General features: G+C 71.2%; 13 protein-coding genes. 4 read left to right on the top strand and 9 right to left on the bottom strand.

Annotated elements, in window-relative coordinates:
- Window positions 1–80: 80 nt before the first annotated feature.
- Together CVS47_RS15780 and CVS47_RS15785 are read right to left on the bottom strand one after the other, a co-directional pair.
- Window positions 81–2288: an ATP-dependent Clp protease ATP-binding subunit gene (locus tag CVS47_RS15780; protein ID WP_127096945.1), complete on the bottom strand. Its 2208-nt coding sequence runs from the start codon at window positions 2286–2288 to the stop codon at window positions 81–83.
- A 113-nt stretch (window positions 2289–2401) separates the two neighbouring features.
- Window positions 2402–3391 carry a GlxA family transcriptional regulator gene (locus CVS47_RS15785; protein WP_206502904.1) on the bottom strand — a complete coding sequence of 330 codons (990 nt, stop codon included), beginning with the start codon at window positions 3389–3391 and terminating at the stop codon, window positions 2402–2404.
- A 278-nt stretch (window positions 3392–3669) separates the two neighbouring features.
- Here CVS47_RS15785 and CVS47_RS15790 point away from each other — a divergent pair, with 278 nt between their 5' ends.
- Window positions 3670–4137, top strand: coding sequence for a hypothetical protein (locus CVS47_RS15790; RefSeq protein ID WP_127096947.1), 468 nt, complete (start codon window positions 3670–3672; stop codon window positions 4135–4137).
- 16 nt (window positions 4138–4153) lie between these two features.
- Here CVS47_RS15790 and CVS47_RS15795 read toward each other — a convergent pair whose 3' ends face one another.
- Entirely contained in the window at window positions 4154–5437 is a 1284-nt protein-coding gene (locus CVS47_RS15795) for a glycosyltransferase (protein ID WP_338142372.1), read from the bottom strand.
- Between the two features lie 14 nt (window positions 5438–5451).
- Window positions 5452–6669, bottom strand: coding sequence for a glycosyltransferase (locus CVS47_RS15800; RefSeq protein ID WP_241240196.1), 1218 nt, complete (start codon window positions 6667–6669; stop codon window positions 5452–5454).
- A gap of 153 nt (window positions 6670–6822) precedes the next feature.
- Between CVS47_RS15800 and CVS47_RS15805 the strand changes: the two genes are divergently transcribed.
- Both CVS47_RS15805 and CVS47_RS15810 read left to right on the top strand, forming a co-directional pair.
- A complete protein-coding gene (locus CVS47_RS15805; RefSeq protein ID WP_127096950.1) occupies window positions 6823–7416 on the top strand; it encodes a hypothetical protein in 594 nt (197 codons plus the stop codon).
- A complete protein-coding gene (locus CVS47_RS15810; RefSeq protein ID WP_127096951.1) occupies window positions 7413–8057 on the top strand; it encodes a GAP family protein in 645 nt (214 codons plus the stop codon). The genes CVS47_RS15805 and CVS47_RS15810 overlap by 4 nt, the downstream gene beginning before the upstream one ends.
- A 235-nt stretch (window positions 8058–8292) precedes the next feature.
- Here the strand turns inward: CVS47_RS15810 and CVS47_RS15815 are convergent, their stop codons facing one another.
- From CVS47_RS15815 to CVS47_RS15830, 4 genes are all read right to left on the bottom strand, one after another.
- On the bottom strand, window positions 8293–10386 hold the full coding sequence (locus CVS47_RS15815) for an ABC transporter ATP-binding protein (RefSeq protein WP_127096952.1): 2094 nt from the start codon (window positions 10384–10386) through the stop codon (window positions 8293–8295).
- A complete protein-coding gene (locus CVS47_RS15820; protein WP_127096953.1) occupies window positions 10383–12110 on the bottom strand; it encodes an ABC transporter ATP-binding protein in 1728 nt (575 codons plus the stop codon). The genes CVS47_RS15815 and CVS47_RS15820 overlap by 4 nt, the downstream gene beginning before the upstream one ends.
- A gap of 153 nt (window positions 12111–12263) precedes the next feature.
- A complete protein-coding gene (locus CVS47_RS15825; protein ID WP_241240197.1) occupies window positions 12264–12728 on the bottom strand; it encodes a hypothetical protein in 465 nt (154 codons plus the stop codon).
- A gap of 5 nt (window positions 12729–12733) precedes the next feature.
- Window positions 12734–13978, bottom strand: coding sequence for an MFS transporter (locus CVS47_RS15830; protein ID WP_127096954.1), 1245 nt, complete (start codon window positions 13976–13978; stop codon window positions 12734–12736).
- A gap of 158 nt (window positions 13979–14136) precedes the next feature.
- Between CVS47_RS15830 and CVS47_RS15835 the strand changes: the two genes are divergently transcribed.
- Window positions 14137–15498 carry a DUF2252 domain-containing protein gene (locus CVS47_RS15835; protein ID WP_206502671.1) on the top strand — a complete coding sequence of 454 codons (1362 nt, stop codon included), beginning with the start codon at window positions 14137–14139 and terminating at the stop codon, window positions 15496–15498.
- A 170-nt stretch (window positions 15499–15668) separates the two neighbouring features.
- Here the strand turns inward: CVS47_RS15835 and CVS47_RS15840 are convergent, their stop codons facing one another.
- Window positions 15669–16124: a heat shock protein transcriptional repressor HspR gene (locus CVS47_RS15840; RefSeq protein ID WP_127096955.1), complete on the bottom strand. Its 456-nt coding sequence runs from the start codon at window positions 16122–16124 to the stop codon at window positions 15669–15671.
- Window positions 16125–16143: the final 19 nt, after the last annotated feature.

A 16143-nucleotide genomic window follows, 5' to 3' on the forward strand; every position in this document is an offset into this window, starting at 1 on the left:
CCCGATCCGCACGCGCAGACGCGCCGCGCGCGCAACACGCGCGACACGCGCCGACGCGCCACACGCGCCGCAATGGCGGCTCAGTCCTCCTCGAGGATCGCCTCGATCACGTCGTCGTCGCTGTCGTCGGGCTCCGGCGCGCCCGGCCCGTCGCTGGTCAGAGCCAGCGTGGAGCCGTCGGCCGCGACATCCACCCGCACGACGTCGCCGTCGTGCACGCGTCCGCCGAGGATCGCCATCGCGAGGCGGTCCTGGATCTCGGACTGGATGAGGCGCCGCAGCGGCCGCGCTCCGAAGAGCGGATCGTAGCCGCGCTCGGCGAGCCAGGCGCGCGCGTCGGGGGTGACGGCCAGCGCGAGCCGCCGGTCGCGCAGCCGCCGCTGGAGCGCGAACACACTGAGCTCGACGATCTGGGCGAGATCGTCCTGCGTGAGGGCCTGGAAGATGACGATGTCGTCGAGCCTGTTGATGAACTCCGGCTTGAACGCCTGGCGCACCAGCGCGTTCACCGACTCGCGCTTCTGGTCGATCGACAGCGTCGGATCGATGAGGATCGGCGACCCGAGGTTCGAGGTGAGGATCAGCAGCACGTTCTTGAAGTCCACCGTGCGGCCCTGGCCGTCGGTGAGGCGCCCGTCGTCCATGACCTGCAGCAGCACGTCGAAGACCTCGGGATGCGCCTTCTCGACCTCATCGAGCAGCACGACGGAGTAGGGCCGACGGCGCACCGCCTCGGTCAGCTGTCCACCCTGCTCGTAGCCGATGTAGCCCGGAGGCGCACCGACGAGGCGCGAGACCGAGTGCTTCTCGCCGTACTCCGACATGTCGATGCGCACCATGGCGTGCTCGTCGTCGAAGAGGAAGTCGGCGAGCGACTTCGCGAGCTCGGTCTTGCCGACGCCCGTCGGTCCGAGGAAGAGGAACGAGCCGGTCGGACGATCCGGGTCGCTGATGCCCGCGCGCGAGCGGCGGACCGCGTCGGACACCGCCTTCACAGCGTCTTTCTGCCCGATCAGGCGCTTGCCGAGCTCGGCCTCGAGGTGCAGGAGCTTCTCGGTCTCGCCCTGCAGCAGCCGGCCCACGGGGATGCCCGTCCACGCGGCGATGACCGCGGCGATGTCCTCGTCGGTCACCTGGTCGTTGACCATGCGGTCGCCGGCGGGCTCCTCGCGCTCGGCGTCGACGAGCTGCCGCTCCAGCGCCGGGATCTCGGCGTACAGCAGCCGCGAGGCCTTCTCGAGGTTGCCCTCGCGCTGCGCGCGCTCGGCCTCCATGCGGGCGGCGTCGAGCTTCGTCTTGAGGTCGCCGACGCGGTTCAGCGACGCGCGCTCGCGCTCCCACCGCGCCTGCAGCTCGCCGAGGCACTCCTGCTCGGTGCGGAGCGTCTCGCGCAGCGCGGCCAGTCGCTCCTTCGAGGCGGCGTCCTTCTCTCGCTTGAGCGCGAGCTCCTCGAGCTTGAGCCGGTCGACGTGGCGCCGCAGCTCGTCGATCTCGAGCGGGGCGGAGTCGATCTCCATGCGCAGCCGCGAGGCGGCTTCGTCGATGAGGTCGATCGCCTTGTCGGGCAGCTGCCGCGATGGGATGTACCGATGCGACAGGGATGCCGCGGCCACCAGCGCCGCGTCGGCGATCGCCACCTTGTGGTGCGCCTCGTACCGCTCTTTGAGTCCGCGGAGGATCGCGACGGTGTCCTCGACGGTGGGCTCGCCGACGTAGACCTGCTGGAAACGGCGCTCGAGCGCGGCATCCTTCTCGATGAACTCGCGGTACTCGTTGAGGGTGGTCGCGCCGATGAGACGCAGCTCACCGCGCGCGAGCATGGGCTTGAGCATGTTGGATGCCGCGACCGAGCCCTCGCCGCCGCCCGCGCCCATGAGCACGTGCAGCTCGTCGATGAACGTGATGACCTGGCCGTCGGACTCGGTGATCTCCTTGAGCACGCTCTTGAGGCGCTCCTCGAACTGCCCGCGGTACATCGCACCGGCGACCAGGGCCGAGATGTCGAGCGTGACGAGCTCCTTGTTCTTCAGCGACTCCGCGACGTCTCCCGCGACGATGCGCTGGGCGAGACCCTCGACGACGGCCGTCTTGCCGACGCCGGGCTCGCCGATGAGCACGGGGTTGTTCTTGGTGCGCCGGGTGAGCACCTGGCTGACGCGACGGATCTCGCTGTCCCGCCCGATGACGGGGTCGAGCTTGCCCTGGCGGGCGCGATCGGTCAGGTTGATCCCGAACTGCTCCAGAGCGCTCTGCGCCTCCTCCTGCCCGGGCTGCTGTGTGGCGTTCATGTGTTCTCCTGAAGTCTCCGCAGGCCGCCTGCAAACTTGAGCCTGTCTGACTCAAGTTTATCAGGCGAACGGATGCTGCGGCAAGGACGTCCTGCGAGACGCCGCCGGGCGCGTCAGGCCACGAGCTCCGGCGTCGACGCGGCGTCCTCCGCGCGCAGACAGCTGAACGTCGCCCGGTAGGCGGTGGGCGTGGTGCCCAGCGTGCGCGCGAAGTTCTGGCGCAGGACGGCGGCCGAGCCGAAGCCGCTCTCCCACGCGATGCGGTCGAGCCCGAGGTCGGTCTTCTCCAGGAGCCGCTGCGCGTGGATCAGCCGCTGACGTGCCAGCCACGCGGCGGGCGTCGCGCCGAAGTCGGCCTTGAAGCGCCGGGCGAAGGTGCGCGGCGACATGTGGGCCTTGGCGGCGAGCTGGTCGACCGACAGATCTTCGCGCAGGTGCTCCACCATCCAGTCGGTGACCGGCGCGAGCGACAGCGAGGCGACGGCCGGCAGCGGCTTGTCGATGAACTGGGCCTGCCCTCCGTCGCGCTGCGGCGGGACGACCATGCGGCGCGCGATGACGTTGGCCATCTCGGCGCCGAGCTCCTGGCGGAGCAGGTGGAGGCAGGCGTCCAGTCCCGCGGCGGTCCCGGCGCTCGTGATGATGCGTCCGTCCTGCACGTAGAGCACGTCGGGGTCGACCTCGATCGCGGGATACATGCGCGCCATCGTGTCGGCGTACATCCAGTGCGTGGTGGCGCGACGCCCGTCGAGGATGCCGGAGGCGGCGACGACGAACGCACCGCTGCACACGGTGAGGATCCACGCACCGCGCTCGTGCGCGCGGCGGATCACGTCGGCGACACGGCGATCGATCTGCGCCCACGCGTCGCGCGGCACCGGGGTGACGACGACGAGGTCGGCCCCGTCGGCGAACGCCAGATCGTGCTCGACGTTGATCGAGAAGCCCATGTTGCTGGCGACGACTCCGGGCAGCGGAGTGACGATGCGGAAGTCGAAGTTCGGGATGCCGTCGTCCGAGCGGTCGAGTCCGAACGCCTCGCACGCGAGCCCGAACTCGAAGGGCGCGAACCCGTTCTGGACGATGACGGCGACGGACTTCATCATGGCGACTCCCCGCTCTCCCGCGTCGGAGCGGACTGGCAGTAATCCGACGCTTCATGTCCATCCTGCCAGTCGTGGCCGAATCCGCGCAAGCGTAGCGTTCCTGCCATGTTCATCGTCATCCTCATCGCCGCCCTGTCCGTCGTCGCCGTCATCCAGACCGCGGTCGCGCTGCGTCGCGACGGCTACCACCAGGTGCCCACCGACCGCACCCGCCTGCCCTGATCGCGGGAGGCTCCCTAGACTCGGCCTTCTCCGCAGTCGAGAAGAGGCCACCGATGTCGACTCCCCCGCCCTCCGCGCCGCGCCCCGCCGACGGACCGGCGTCCGCCGGCCCCTACGGCGTCCCTCCCGCCCGTCCGAGCCCCGCGCGCGGCTACGCGCCGCCGACCTTCGGCTCCACCGCGCCGGCCACCGGACGCGGACCGGCGACCCGCAACGTCCCGGGACTCGTGTCGCTCATCCTGGGAGCTGCGACCCTGCTGTGGAGCTTCGCCTTCGTCTTCGTCCAGGCCGTCGCGATCGCGAACACCTCGCCTTCCGCCGTCGGCGCCCTGTCGGTGGTGAATCTGACGGTCCAAGGCCTGCTCTCGGTCGCCGGACTCGTCTTCGGAGTCATCGGGCTCGTGATCCGCGATCGGCCGCGCGCGATCGCGGGCATCGGCACCGGCCTCGCGAGCGCGGGACTCGTGGGCGTCGCCGTGGGCCTCGCGTTCCCCCTCGTGATGGGACTCGCGTACTCCTGAGTCCCAGCCGGCCGGCTCAGGCCGCGCCGAGCACTCGGCGGTACACGTCGATCATCGAGGCCGTGCGCGAGGACTGTCGGAACTCCTCGCGCACGCGCGCGGACGGCTGCACGGCGTTACCCGCGGAGATGTCTGCGGCGGCCGCGCGCACGGTGGCGGCGAGCGCGCCGATCGAGGCGTCGGAAGCGGGCGGCGCGGCATCCACGTCTCCGCCCACCGCCCAGAAGCCGGTGCCGAGCTCTCCGGCGAGGTCGGGGTCGCTCACGACGGCCGGGGTGCCGAGCGCGGCCGCCTCGAAGATGGTCATGCCCTGCGTCTCGAAGCCGATCGACGTCTGCACGACCGCGTCGGCAGCGCGGATGCGCCGGAGCGTCTCGGCGTAGGGCAGCCGGCCCGAGAAGCGGACGGATGCCGCACCCCGCGTCCGCGCGACGAGTCGCCGCGCCGCGGCGAGCTGTCCTCCGCCGCCGATCACCTCGACGTCGGCGTCGACGCCCGACGCCGCGACGGCCTCGAGGAAGGGCAGCAGGCGCTTCTCGGGGCTCATCCGGCCCACCCAGACGAAGCGCGGCCGGCCCGGCGCGCGCTCGTCGGGCGTGCTGCGCAGCACCTCGTCGAGGAGGTCGTCGTCGATGCCGTTCCAGACCACGTCGACCCGCGCCCCGACGGTTCCGCCGGGCACGGCGCCGTGGCCCTCCAGCCGCCGGGCGAAATGGGCGGAGGGGGTGGTGACGGCCTGCGACCGCCTCGCGAAGGTGCGGAGGAACGCCCAGCCGTCGCGACCGGCCGGAGCGCCACCACCGGCTCGCCGGCCACCGGCCCGCCCGCGGTCGGTCTGCCCGCGGGCGCCTCCGAGCGCTCGGCGCTGCCAGGCGTTGAGCACGCGGAGCACGAGCCCGGGGAAGGGCGCGGTCGCCTCGATCCCCACGTCGACGCGGTTGTGCATCGTGTGCACCACCGGCAGGCCGTGGCGGCGGGCGAAGCGGTGGCCGAGGAACGCCCCCCAGAAGTCCGCCTGCACGTGCACGATGTCGACCGGCGGTCGCCGCGACATCCGGTCGTCGATCACGCGGTCCGCGCGGGAGCCGGGCCAGACGAGGGCGTACTCGCGGTCGAGGGTGATGGGCATCGACGGGATGTCGAGGTACGCAGCATCCGGAGCCGTCTGTCGCGCCCGCGCGCCGTGCAGTGCCGGCGCGACGATGGTGACCGTGTGCCCGGCCTTCTCGAGGAACCGACGCTGCAGACGCATCGAGACCTGCGCGCCGCCCGAGGTCTCGACGTGCTGGTCGCCGAACATGACGACGTGCATCCTCAGCCCGGCAGCGGTTCGTCGCGGTAGAGCGCCTCGAAGGTGTCGAGCGTGCGGTTGATGTCGTGGATGACGACGCCGTCGAGAGAGGCCTGCTGCATGCGGAGCCGCTCCTCGGGGCTCGCCGTCAGCACGTCGGTGAGACGGGCCGTGAGCTCCTCGACGTTGCCCGGCTGGAACAGGTAGCCGTTCTCGCCGTGCTGCACGAGGTGCGGGAGGGCGACCGCGTCGGCCGCGACGATCGGGAGTCCGGACGCCATCGCCTCCATGGTCGCGATGGACTGCAGCTCGGCGATCGAGGCGATGGCGAAGACGCTCGCGCGGGAGAGGAGCGCGCGGAGGTCGTCTTCGGACGTGCGCCCGTGGAAGGTCACGCGGTCGTCGAGGCCGAGCTGGTGCGTGAGCTGCTCGAGGTTCTTGCGCTGATCGCCGCCGCCGACGATGTCGAACGTCGTGTCGAGCGCGGGATCGAGCCGCGCCATCGCCCGCAGCACGAGCTCGATGTGCTTCTCGGTGGTGAGGCGGCCGACGAACACGATGCGGTTCGCGTCACGCGGCGTGAGGTCGGGCGTGTAGTTCGTCGCGTCGATGCCGCAGCTGATCGGGATCACGCCGCGGATGTCGACGGTGCGCTCCAGGAAGTCGGCGGCCTTGCGCGTGGGCGTCGTCACGGCGCGGGTGAGGTCGAAGGTGCGCTTCGCGTCATCCCAGGCGAGCTTGACGACGATCTTGTCCAGCACGGGCGGGAGGGTGGTGAAGTCGACGATGTTCTCGGCCATCACGTGGTTCGTCGCGATGATGGGGATGCCGCGCTTGTGCGCCTCACGGGCCAGCCCTCGGCCGATCACGATGTGCGACTGGATGTGCACGACGTCGGGCTTGATGTCGTCGAGGATCCGGCGCGCGTAGTGCTTGACCCGCCACGGCCACACGAAGGTGAGCCAGTCGTGCGGGGCGTACCGGTACGACGGGAGTCGGTGCATGGTCATCGGCTGCCCCTCGATGACCTCGGTGAATCGGCCGTGATTGCGGTGACCGTCGCTCGGAGCCATCACGTGCACGTCGTGGCCGCGGGCGACCAGGCCCGCGGCGAGGCGCTCGGCGAAGCGGGCCGCGCCGTTGACGTGGGGCAGGAAGGTGTCGGCGCCGATCAGGACGCGCAGGGGCCGACGGTCGTCGGCGGGTCGCGCGTCGGGGGCGGGCGTCGCGGGGGTGCTCACGGGCTGCTGATGCCTATCTCTGCGGCGGGAACGGGGTCGCACGAGGTGCTGCATTCGCACCCCGACTCTACCCGAGGGCTCCGGGGGCGCCCGGCGGACGGGCCGCAGCGGCGCCCATCCGCCCTCCCTGCGGCCGCCCCGTACGCTGGTGGCATGCCACGACTCCAGGCCGACGCTGATCCGGGCCGGTGGGTGCCGGTCACCGACTCCCTCGGCCTGCGCGGGCGTCGCCACCGGAAGAAGGCGATCCGGATGCTGCTGGGTCAGGCCGGCCTCGCCGTCGGCGCCGAGGGGCGTCCCGGCGGAGGCGTGGCCGCCTGGGCGATGAGCCAGGCGGCGCCGTTCCTCATGCGCCGGGCGGCGGGACGGGTGCTCGCGTGGGTGTGGAAGTCCGACCCCGACCTGCTCGTCGTGGTCGCCCAGCTCCAGGTCGCGACCCCGCAGCTGCGCACGGCACGGGCGATGATGCCCATGGAGTACGACGACACCGAGAACTTCCGCGGAACCCACCTCGGCGTCGGCGAGAAGCTGGCGATGCCGCTGCCGCCCGAGCCGCGCACGCCGCCGTTCGCCACCTACACCTGGGACACCGGCACCCACTTCGTCACCGTGACGGCCGTGTGCTCCGACCGGGAGCGCTTCGGCACCGTCATCGGCGACGTCGACGCCCTCGCGCGCACCCTGCGGGTCGTCGACGATCTGGCCGTCGGCGAGTCCGCCACCGTGCTGCGCCTCGATCCCGCGTGACCGAGCTCCTCGCGCTGCCGTCGGCGCTCGGCGTCGCGCTGAGCCCGATGGCGCTGGTGACCCTCGTCCTGCTGCTGCGCAGTCGCCGCGCGCGCGGCGCCGCCGGGGGGTTGCTCTTCGGCTGGGCGCTCGGCGTGGTCATCGTGCTGGCCGTGGTGGGGTTCTTCGCGGTCGTGCTTCCTCCCGATCGGGATGCTGCAGCCTCGGCCCGCGGCACCATCCACGTCGTCGCGGGCGTGCTGCTCCTGCTGCTCGCGCTGCGCGCGTGGTGGGCGCGGCCTCGGGACGCCGACGAGCCCGAGCCGCCGACCTGGCTGCGTGGGGCGGACAGCGCGACCTTCGGGCTGGGCTTCGCGCTCGGCTTCTTCCAGTCGGCGCTGAATCCGAAGAACCTGCTGCTGCTGATCGCGGCAGGCCTCGCCATCGCCGCCGAACCCGACCGGCCGATCGGCCCGCTGCTGGCGCTCGTGGCGCTGATCGCGGTCGTGGCGTCACTCGCGCTGGTCGTGGTGCTGGTGATCGGTGATGCGCGGCGTGAGCGGCTGCGGATGTGGCTGGTGAGGCGCGGATGGGCCGTGACCGCGGCCGTGTCGACGATCGTCGGCGCGGTGCTGGTGCTGGCCGGGCTGCTGGGCGCCTGACGGGAGTTCGACTCGCGGCGCGCTCTCGATGAGCGTGATGGGCGAGCCTGTGCCGCGAGGTCCGCACGACCGACGTGACCCCGCGGCGCCCCAAACGCCCCATCCGGCCGCACCCGCACCACCGGTCGTGCAGACGTCGCGCTGAGCCGCGACCCGACGACGAACGTCACGCCGAGCCGCGACCTGACAACAGAAGAGGGGCGGATGCCGCAGCATCCGCCCCTCTTCGCCCGTGTCAGCTCGCGGACGGCGCGATGCCCGTGGCGCCGGCGATCGCGGCCTCGGTCGCCGTGTCGGGCGCGTCCGAGGGCGACGTCGACGGCGTGGCCCCGTCGGTGTCGACGTCGTGCGCGGCCTGCTCGAACTGGGACTGGTAGAGCCGCCAGTACGCACCCTGCGCGGCGATGAGCTCGGCGTGCGAGCCCTTCTCGACGATGTCGCCGTGCTCCATCACGAGGATGAGGTCGGCGTCGCGGATCGTCGACAGGCGGTGCGCGATCACGAACGACGTGCGTCCCTCGCGGAGCGCCGCCATCGCGTGCTGCAGGAGCAGCTCGGTGCGGGTGTCGACCGACGAGGTGGCCTCGTCGAGGATCAGCACCGACGGCTGCGCCACGAACGCGCGGGCGATCGTGATGAGCTGCTTCTCGCCCGCGGACACGTTCGACGCGTCCTCGTCGAGCACGGTGTCGTAGCCCTCCGGCAGGGAGTGCACGAACTTGTCGACGCGGGTCGCGACGGCGGCCTCGACGATCTCCTCGTCGGTCGCGCTCTCGCGGCCGTACCGGATGTTGTCGCGGATCGTGCCGGCGAACAGCCACGGGTCCTGCAGCACCATGCCGGTGCGCGAGCGCACGTCGTCGCGGGTGAGCTCGGCGATGTCCTGCCCGTCGAGCAGGATACGACCGCCGTCGAGCTCGTAGAACCGCATGATGAGGTTCACCAGCGTCGTCTTGCCCGCGCCGGTCGGGCCGACGATCGCCACCGTCTGCCCGGGCTCGACGCGGAAGGACAGGTCGGTGATGAGCGGGCGCTCGGGCGTGTACGAGAAGCGGACATTCTCGAACTCGATGACGCCCTCGCCGTGCGCGGGACGCGGGGCGTCCGCGGCATCCGGCTCCTGCTCCTCGGCGTCGAGCAGCTCGAAGACGCGCTCCGCCGACGCGGTGCCGGACTGCACGACCGCGGCCATGCCGCCCAGCTGCGAGAGCGGCTGGGTGAACTGCTGCGAGTACTGGATGAAGGCCTGCACGTCACCGAGTCGGAGCGTGCCGCCCGCAACCTGCAGGGCTCCCAGGACGGCGATGCCGACGTAGGTGAGGTTTCCGATGAACATCATGCCCGGCATGATCATGCCGGACAGGAACTGCGCCTTGAAGCTCGCCTCGTAGAGCTCCTCGTTCTCCGCCTCGAACTTCTTGCGCGAGTCCTCCTCGCGGCCGAAGACCTTGACGAGGGCGTGTCCGGAGAAGGACTCCTCGACGCGCGCGTTCAGGCGGCCGACCTTGCGCCACTGGATGCCGAAGGCCTTCTGCGACTGCGGCCCGATCACGCCGAAGATGACGGCCATCAGCGGGAGCGAGATGAGCGCGACGATCGCGAGCTGCCAGGAGATCGAGAACATCATGATGAGCACACCGACGACGGTGAGCACCGACGTCACCACAGACGACAGCGACTGCTGCATGGTCTGGGTGATGTTGTCGATGTCGTTCGTCACGCGCGAGATGAGCTCGCCGCGCTGCACCTTGTCGAAGTACGCCAGCGGCAGGCGGTTGATCTTCGCCTCGACCTGCTCGCGCAGGCTCCACATCGCGCGCACCATGATCACGTTGATGACGTAGCCCTGGATCCAGCCGAGGAACGCCGACGCCACGTAGATCGCGAGCACGGCCACGACCACCATGCGCAGGCGGTCGAAGTCGACGCCCGCGCCGACCTGGAACTCGCTGAAGCCGCTGACGACGTTCGCGAAGTCGCCCTGGCCGGCCGACTGGAGAGCCGAGACGACGTCGGCCTGCGACGTGCCGGACGGGAACTGGTCGCCCAGCGTGCGGGAGATGACGCCCTCGAAGATGATGTTCGTCGCCTCGCCCAGCACCTTCGGGGCGATGACCGAGAGGAAGACGCCGATCGCCCCGAGGATCGAGACGAACACGAAGGCGGCGGCGTGCGGCTTCAGGAGACCGACCAGACGGCCGAAGCTCTTGCCGAAGTTGTCGGCTTTTCCGGGCTTGACGCTGTCCCAGTCGCCTGAGGTCTGCCGGGCCTGCTCGGCCAGCTCGAGTTCGAGGCGCTCCTCCTCGGTCAGTGCGTCGGCGGCGCTCATGCCTCCACCCCCAGCTGCGACTGGACGATCTCGCGGTAGGTCTCGCTGTCCTTCAACAGCTCCTCGTGCGTGCCGAGGCCCACCATCCGGCCGTCCTCCAGCACCACGATGCGGTCGGCCTCCGTGATCGTCGATACGCGCTGCGCGACGACGATCTTCGTCGTGTCGGGCAGTTCGCGCCAGAGCGCCTGCCGGAGTCTCGCGTCGGTCGTGAGGTCGAGCGCCGAGAACGAGTCGTCGAAGATCAGGATGTCGGGCTGGTGCACGATCGCGCGGGCGATGGCCAGGCGCTGACGCTGACCGCCGGACACGTTCGTGCCGCCCTGCGCGATCACCGCGTCGAGCTGCTTGTCCATCTTCTCCACGAAGTCGCGGCCCTGGGCGATGTCGAGAGCCGCCCACAGCTCCTCGTCAGTGGCCTCCTCCCGCCCGAATCGCAGGTTCGAGGCGATCGTGCCGCTGAACAGGAAGGGCCGCTGGGGCACCAGGCCGATCCGCTTCCACAGGTGATCGAGATCGGCCTGGCGCACGTCGACGCCGCCGACCCGGACCTCGCCGCCCGTGACGTCGAAGAGCCGGGGCAGCAGGGAGACGAGCGTGGTCTTGCCCGCGCCCGTGGAGCCCACGATGGCGACCGTCTCGCCGCGGGCCGCGCCGAAGCTGATGCCCTTGATGACGGGGGACTCGGCGCCCGGGTAGGTGAACTCGACGCCGTCGAACTGCACGGTGCCGGGCTCGCTGAACACGCTGATCGGGTTCTCGGGGCGCGTGAGGGTCGACTCGCTGGCCAGCACCTCGCCGATGCGCTCGGCCGACACGGCCGCGCGGGGGATCATGATCGTCATGAAGGTCGCCATGAGCACGCCCATCAGGATCTGACCGACGTACTGCATGAAGGCGAAGAGCGTGCCGATCTCGACGCCGCCCTGGTCGACCTGGATGCCGCCGAACCAGATGACCCCGACGACCGTGACGTTGAGCACCAGCATCGCGACGGGGAACATCAGCACGAAGAGCGATCCGACCTTGCGCCCGACGACCATGATGTCGGTGTTGGCGCCGCGGAAGCGCTCCTCCTCGATCTCCTCGCGGACGAAGGCGCGCACCACGCGGACGCCCGTGAGCTGCTCGCGCAGCACGCGGTTGACGGCGTCGAGCTTGATCTGGAAGCTGCGGAACAGCGGAACCATGCGGCTGATGATGAGCGCGACGATGATGAGCAGCAGCGGCACGGCGACGGCGATCAGCCAGCTGAGCCCGACGTCCTGCTGCAGCGCCATGACGATGCCGCCGATGGCCAGCAGCGGAGCGCTGACGAGCATGGTGGCGCCCATCATGGCGAGCATCTGCACCTGCTGGACGTCGTTCGTGTTGCGCGTGATGAGCGACCCGGGGCCGAACTTCGAGACCTCGCGCTCTGAGAACCCGCTGACCTTCCCGTAGACGTCGAGCCGGATGTCGCGGCCGACGCTCATCGCGGCGCGCGCGGCGAAATAGGTCGCCACGACCGAGGCGATGATCTGCCCGAGCGAGATCGCGAGCATGAACGACCCGGTCGTCCAGATGAAGTTCGTGTCGCCGGTGGCGACGCCCTTGTCGATGATGTCGGCGTTCAGCCGAGGCAGGAACAGCGAGGCGATGGCGGCGATGAACTGGAAGAGGAGCACGCCGGCGAGCAGCGCGCGATACCGGGACAGATAGCGGGTGAGGAGTTTTACGAGCACGAGCGTCTCCGATGGATGTCGAGGCTCCACGAAGACCGGGATGCCGCGGACGGCGGTCGATGGGAGCGGATTCAGGCTAGACCGAACCCCCGACACACCGCCAATACCCGACCTACGCCCTCAGCGGACGCCTCGCCGCAGGCGGTCGGATCCTCAGTGACCGGATGCCGCGGCCCACTCCTTCCGGTGCGTCGCGGTGGTGCGCAGCATCCAGGAGTCCACGACCAGCTCGCGGAGCCGGTCGACGTCGATGTCGTCGAGCCGGACGAGCACGGCGGGATAGCCCTCGAAGTGCGGGATGTCGAAGGTCACGTCGTCGTACGCGGCGAGCACCTCGGCCTTGCCCTCGGCGCCGTCGACGCGCACGCCGATCACGACGCCGTCGGGCCACGCGCGACCGCGCTCCGCCAGCTGTGCCAGGTCGGTCTTCGACGCCGGCCGCTCCCAGGCGTACATCCCCTTCGCCGCGCGCCAGGCGCGCCCACCGCGGTGTCCCTCGACACCGTCCTCGGAGTCGGGCAGGGTGCGCGCGATGGCGTCGATGTCGGCGAAGTCGGCCATGCCGTCAGTGTGCCCGCCGCCGACGGCGGGCACCACCCCGTCGAGGGCGTGCGGCATCCGACTCAGCGGACGCCCTCGCGCACCTCGGCCGCGGTGTCGACGTCGGTCTGCGGCGGGGCGTTGCGCAGGCTCAGTCCGGTCGCCACGGCGACGACGGCCGCGATGATCCCGATGACACCGACGGCCAGGGCGAGCCCGCCCAGGATGCCGGCGACGATGCCCACGAGGATGGGCGTGAGGAACTGGCCGAAGAAGAACGACGCGGTCCACAGTCCGGTGACACGGCCGCGCTCGGCGAACGCCGTGGTCGCGACCACCCAGCGCAGCAGCGAAGGCAGGAGCAGACCCGACCCGAACGACGCGATCACGGCTCCCGCCACGACCCCGCCGAGCGCCGGGACGACCCAGATGACGATCATGCCGACCGCTTGGATGGCGAAGGCGACGGGGATGAGCCGCACGTCCGCGCGGCGCACGAGCCGGGCGAACAGGATGCCGCCGATCGCGGTCGCGAGGGAGGCGCCGCCGGCGACAGCGCCGATGACGGCCGTGTTCGTCGCGTCGATGCCGGTGCCGACGACCAGGTAGCTGACCTCGATGATGATGACGTAGAAGGTGAATCCGCCGAAGACGGAGACCAGCAGCGGCACCGCGATGCGGCGCCAGGGGATCGGCACGCGCTGGGGCTGCTCGGCCGCGACGCGACCGGACGACGCGCGAGGCTCCCACAGCGCGAAGATCATGGGCACGGCGATGAGGACGCTGATGCCGTAGACCCAGAACGGGGTGTGCCAGCCGGTGCCGCCGAGCGCTCCGCCGAGCGCGATGAAGACGGTGGCGGCGAGCGTTGTCGTGACGGTCTGCGCCGCGAGGTAGCGGTTGCGCCGCTGGTCGTGGAAGTAGTCGACGATCAGAGCCGTGCAGACGGTCATGATCGCGGCTTCGCAGATGCCCACGAGCACGCGGCTGACCAGGATCTCGGTGAGTCCCTCCATCCACGCCGGGGCGGTGCCCACCAGTGCGTACGCGAACATCGCGATGATGAGGAGCGGCTTGCGGCCGACGCGGTCGACGATCTGCCCGGCGAAGGGGGCGAAGATCGCGATGAACAGGGCCGGGATCGCCACGATCATCGGCACGAGCACGGCCGCACCCGGGACGTCGGCGAAGTGCGCGGAGAGCTGCGGCAGGACCGGTGTGATCAGTACGGAGCCGAGGACGGGCATGCAGCTGCCGGCGAGCAGGAGGATGCCCTGCAGCGTGCCGGCACGGTGGGTGCGGTGGGTGGTGGTGGATGCAGACGTCATCGTCAGGGTCCCTTCGAGGCCCGCGCGCCATCGCCGGGCGAGGCCATTCCACTCCTACGACGACTCAGGGGGAACACGGCGCCGCTGATCCGGCGCATCAGTCCCGGTGATGAGCGCCGTCCTCGGCGCACCGGCGCGGCCTGGGCCAGGATGAGCACATGAGCGCCCTCGCGGTTCCGCCCGAGACCTGGTCGATGCCCGCGAGCGCGGCGGCCCGCGCCGCCGAGGGCCGGGAGGTGCGCCGCCGTCTTCCGCGGAGCGCGCTCGCGCATCTCGCCGACGGCCCGCGTGATCCGCTCGGCATCCTCGACCGTCAGAATGCGACGCGCGTGCCCGAGCTCGTGCCGCTCCGGCGGGAGCGGATGTCGGCCAGCCCCTTCGCGTTCTACCGCGGCACGGCGGCGCTGCAGGCCGCCGACTTCGCCGGCGAGGATCACAGCGGCATCCTCGTCCCCTCCTGCGGTGACGCGCACGTCGCGAACTTCGGCTTCTACGGGTCGCGCCAGCGCAGGCTCGTCTTCGACCTGAACGACTTCGACGAAGCCGCCTGGGCGCCGTGGGAGTGGGACGTGAAGCGCCTCGTGGCGAGCATCGTCGTCGCCGGCCAGTCGACGTCGCGCGACGACCGGGTCATCGGCCGCGCGGTGCGAGGAGCTGTGCGCACCTACGCCCGGGGCATGGGTGCGAACCCGGGTCAGAATCCCCTGGTGCGGTTCTTCGCGCACTTCGACGTGAACGCGGTGGCGGACACGCTGGACAGGCAGACGCGGGCGGTCGTCAAGCGCGCCGTCCGGGATGCTGCGAAGCGCACCGGCGATCGCGCGTCGCGCCGACTGACCACGACCGGCGACGACGGACGGCTCGTGTTCGTCGAGCAGGCGCCGACGATGACGCACCCCGCGGACGAGGCGGCGATCCGACTGCGGGCGAACGTCGACCGCTACGCACGGTCGGCGAGCGTCGACATCCGCGTCCTGCTGACGAACTACGTCGTGTCGGATCTCGTGCGCCGCGTCGTCGGCGTCGGGAGCGTCGGCACGGTGTGCTCGCTGGTGCTCTTCCAGGACGGCGACGGGAACGCCCTCATCCTCCAGGCGAAGGAGGCGGGGCGCAGCGTGCTGGAGGAGTACGGCGGGATCGCGCAGCCGGCCGCCTTCCACGAGCACGTGCAGGAGCACGGGCAGGGCGGTCGCGTCGTCGCGCTGCAGCGGATCCTGCAGGCGACCTCCGACCCGTTCCTCGGGCAGTTGCGCGCCTCGGGCATGGACTTCTATGTGCGCCAGTTCCACGACATGAAGGGCGGCATCGAGGTCGCCGACGTCGAGGACCGCCCGTTCCACGCCTACGCGGAGGCGTGCGCGGCCACGCTGGCCCGCGCCCACGCGCAGTCCCCGAGCGCGCCGGTCGTGGCCGGCTACCTCGGGAGCGGCCGCGTGGCCGGGGAGGCACTGGCGGAATGGGCGTACGCCTACGCCGACAGGTCGCGCGCCGACTACGAGGCGTTCGTCGCCGCGGCCTGACCGGCCGCCGGGTTGCGCCGACGGCCCGCCCTCACCTCGCGAAAGGTCGCAACACGCCGCGTGGTCTCGTCGGGGCACGGCGTGTTGCGACGTCTCGCGGCACCGGTCGCGCGCCGGCGCCGGCGCCAGGCGCGACCGGTTGCAGTACGAGCGCCGCGGAAGACTCCGGGTCAGTCCTCGACTTCGCCGTCGTCGAGGTCGAGCTCGCGGCGCGGACGCCACAGCACGACCTCGGTCGCGCGGCGCACGCGGGCGCCGTGACGCAGCGGCACGGCCGACCCGACGCTGCCGGCGGCGAAGACGCGGGCGCCGGGGCGTGAGGCGCGCTCGACCTGGAGCTGCCGCTCGAGGTCGCTGACGCGACGGCTGAGGGCGTGCACCTGCTCCTCGAGCTCGATCACGCGCGCGATGGCGGGGAGGCTCATGCCGTCGGCGGAGAGCCGGGCGACCTCCCGCAGCTGCTGCACGTGGCGCAGGGAGTAACGGCGCGATCCGCCCTGGGTGCGCGCCGGCACCACGAGGCCGAGCCGGTCGTACTGACGCAGGGTCTGCGGGTGCATGCCGGCGAGCTCGGCCGCCCCGGCGATCGCGAAGATCGGCGAGTTCTCGTCGAGGTCGTCGGTCATGCCACCCGCTCCTGCGCGC

Source organism: Microbacterium lemovicicum, from assembly GCF_003991875.1.
Taxonomy (GTDB): Bacteria; Actinomycetota; Actinomycetes; order Actinomycetales; family Microbacteriaceae; genus Microbacterium; species Microbacterium lemovicicum.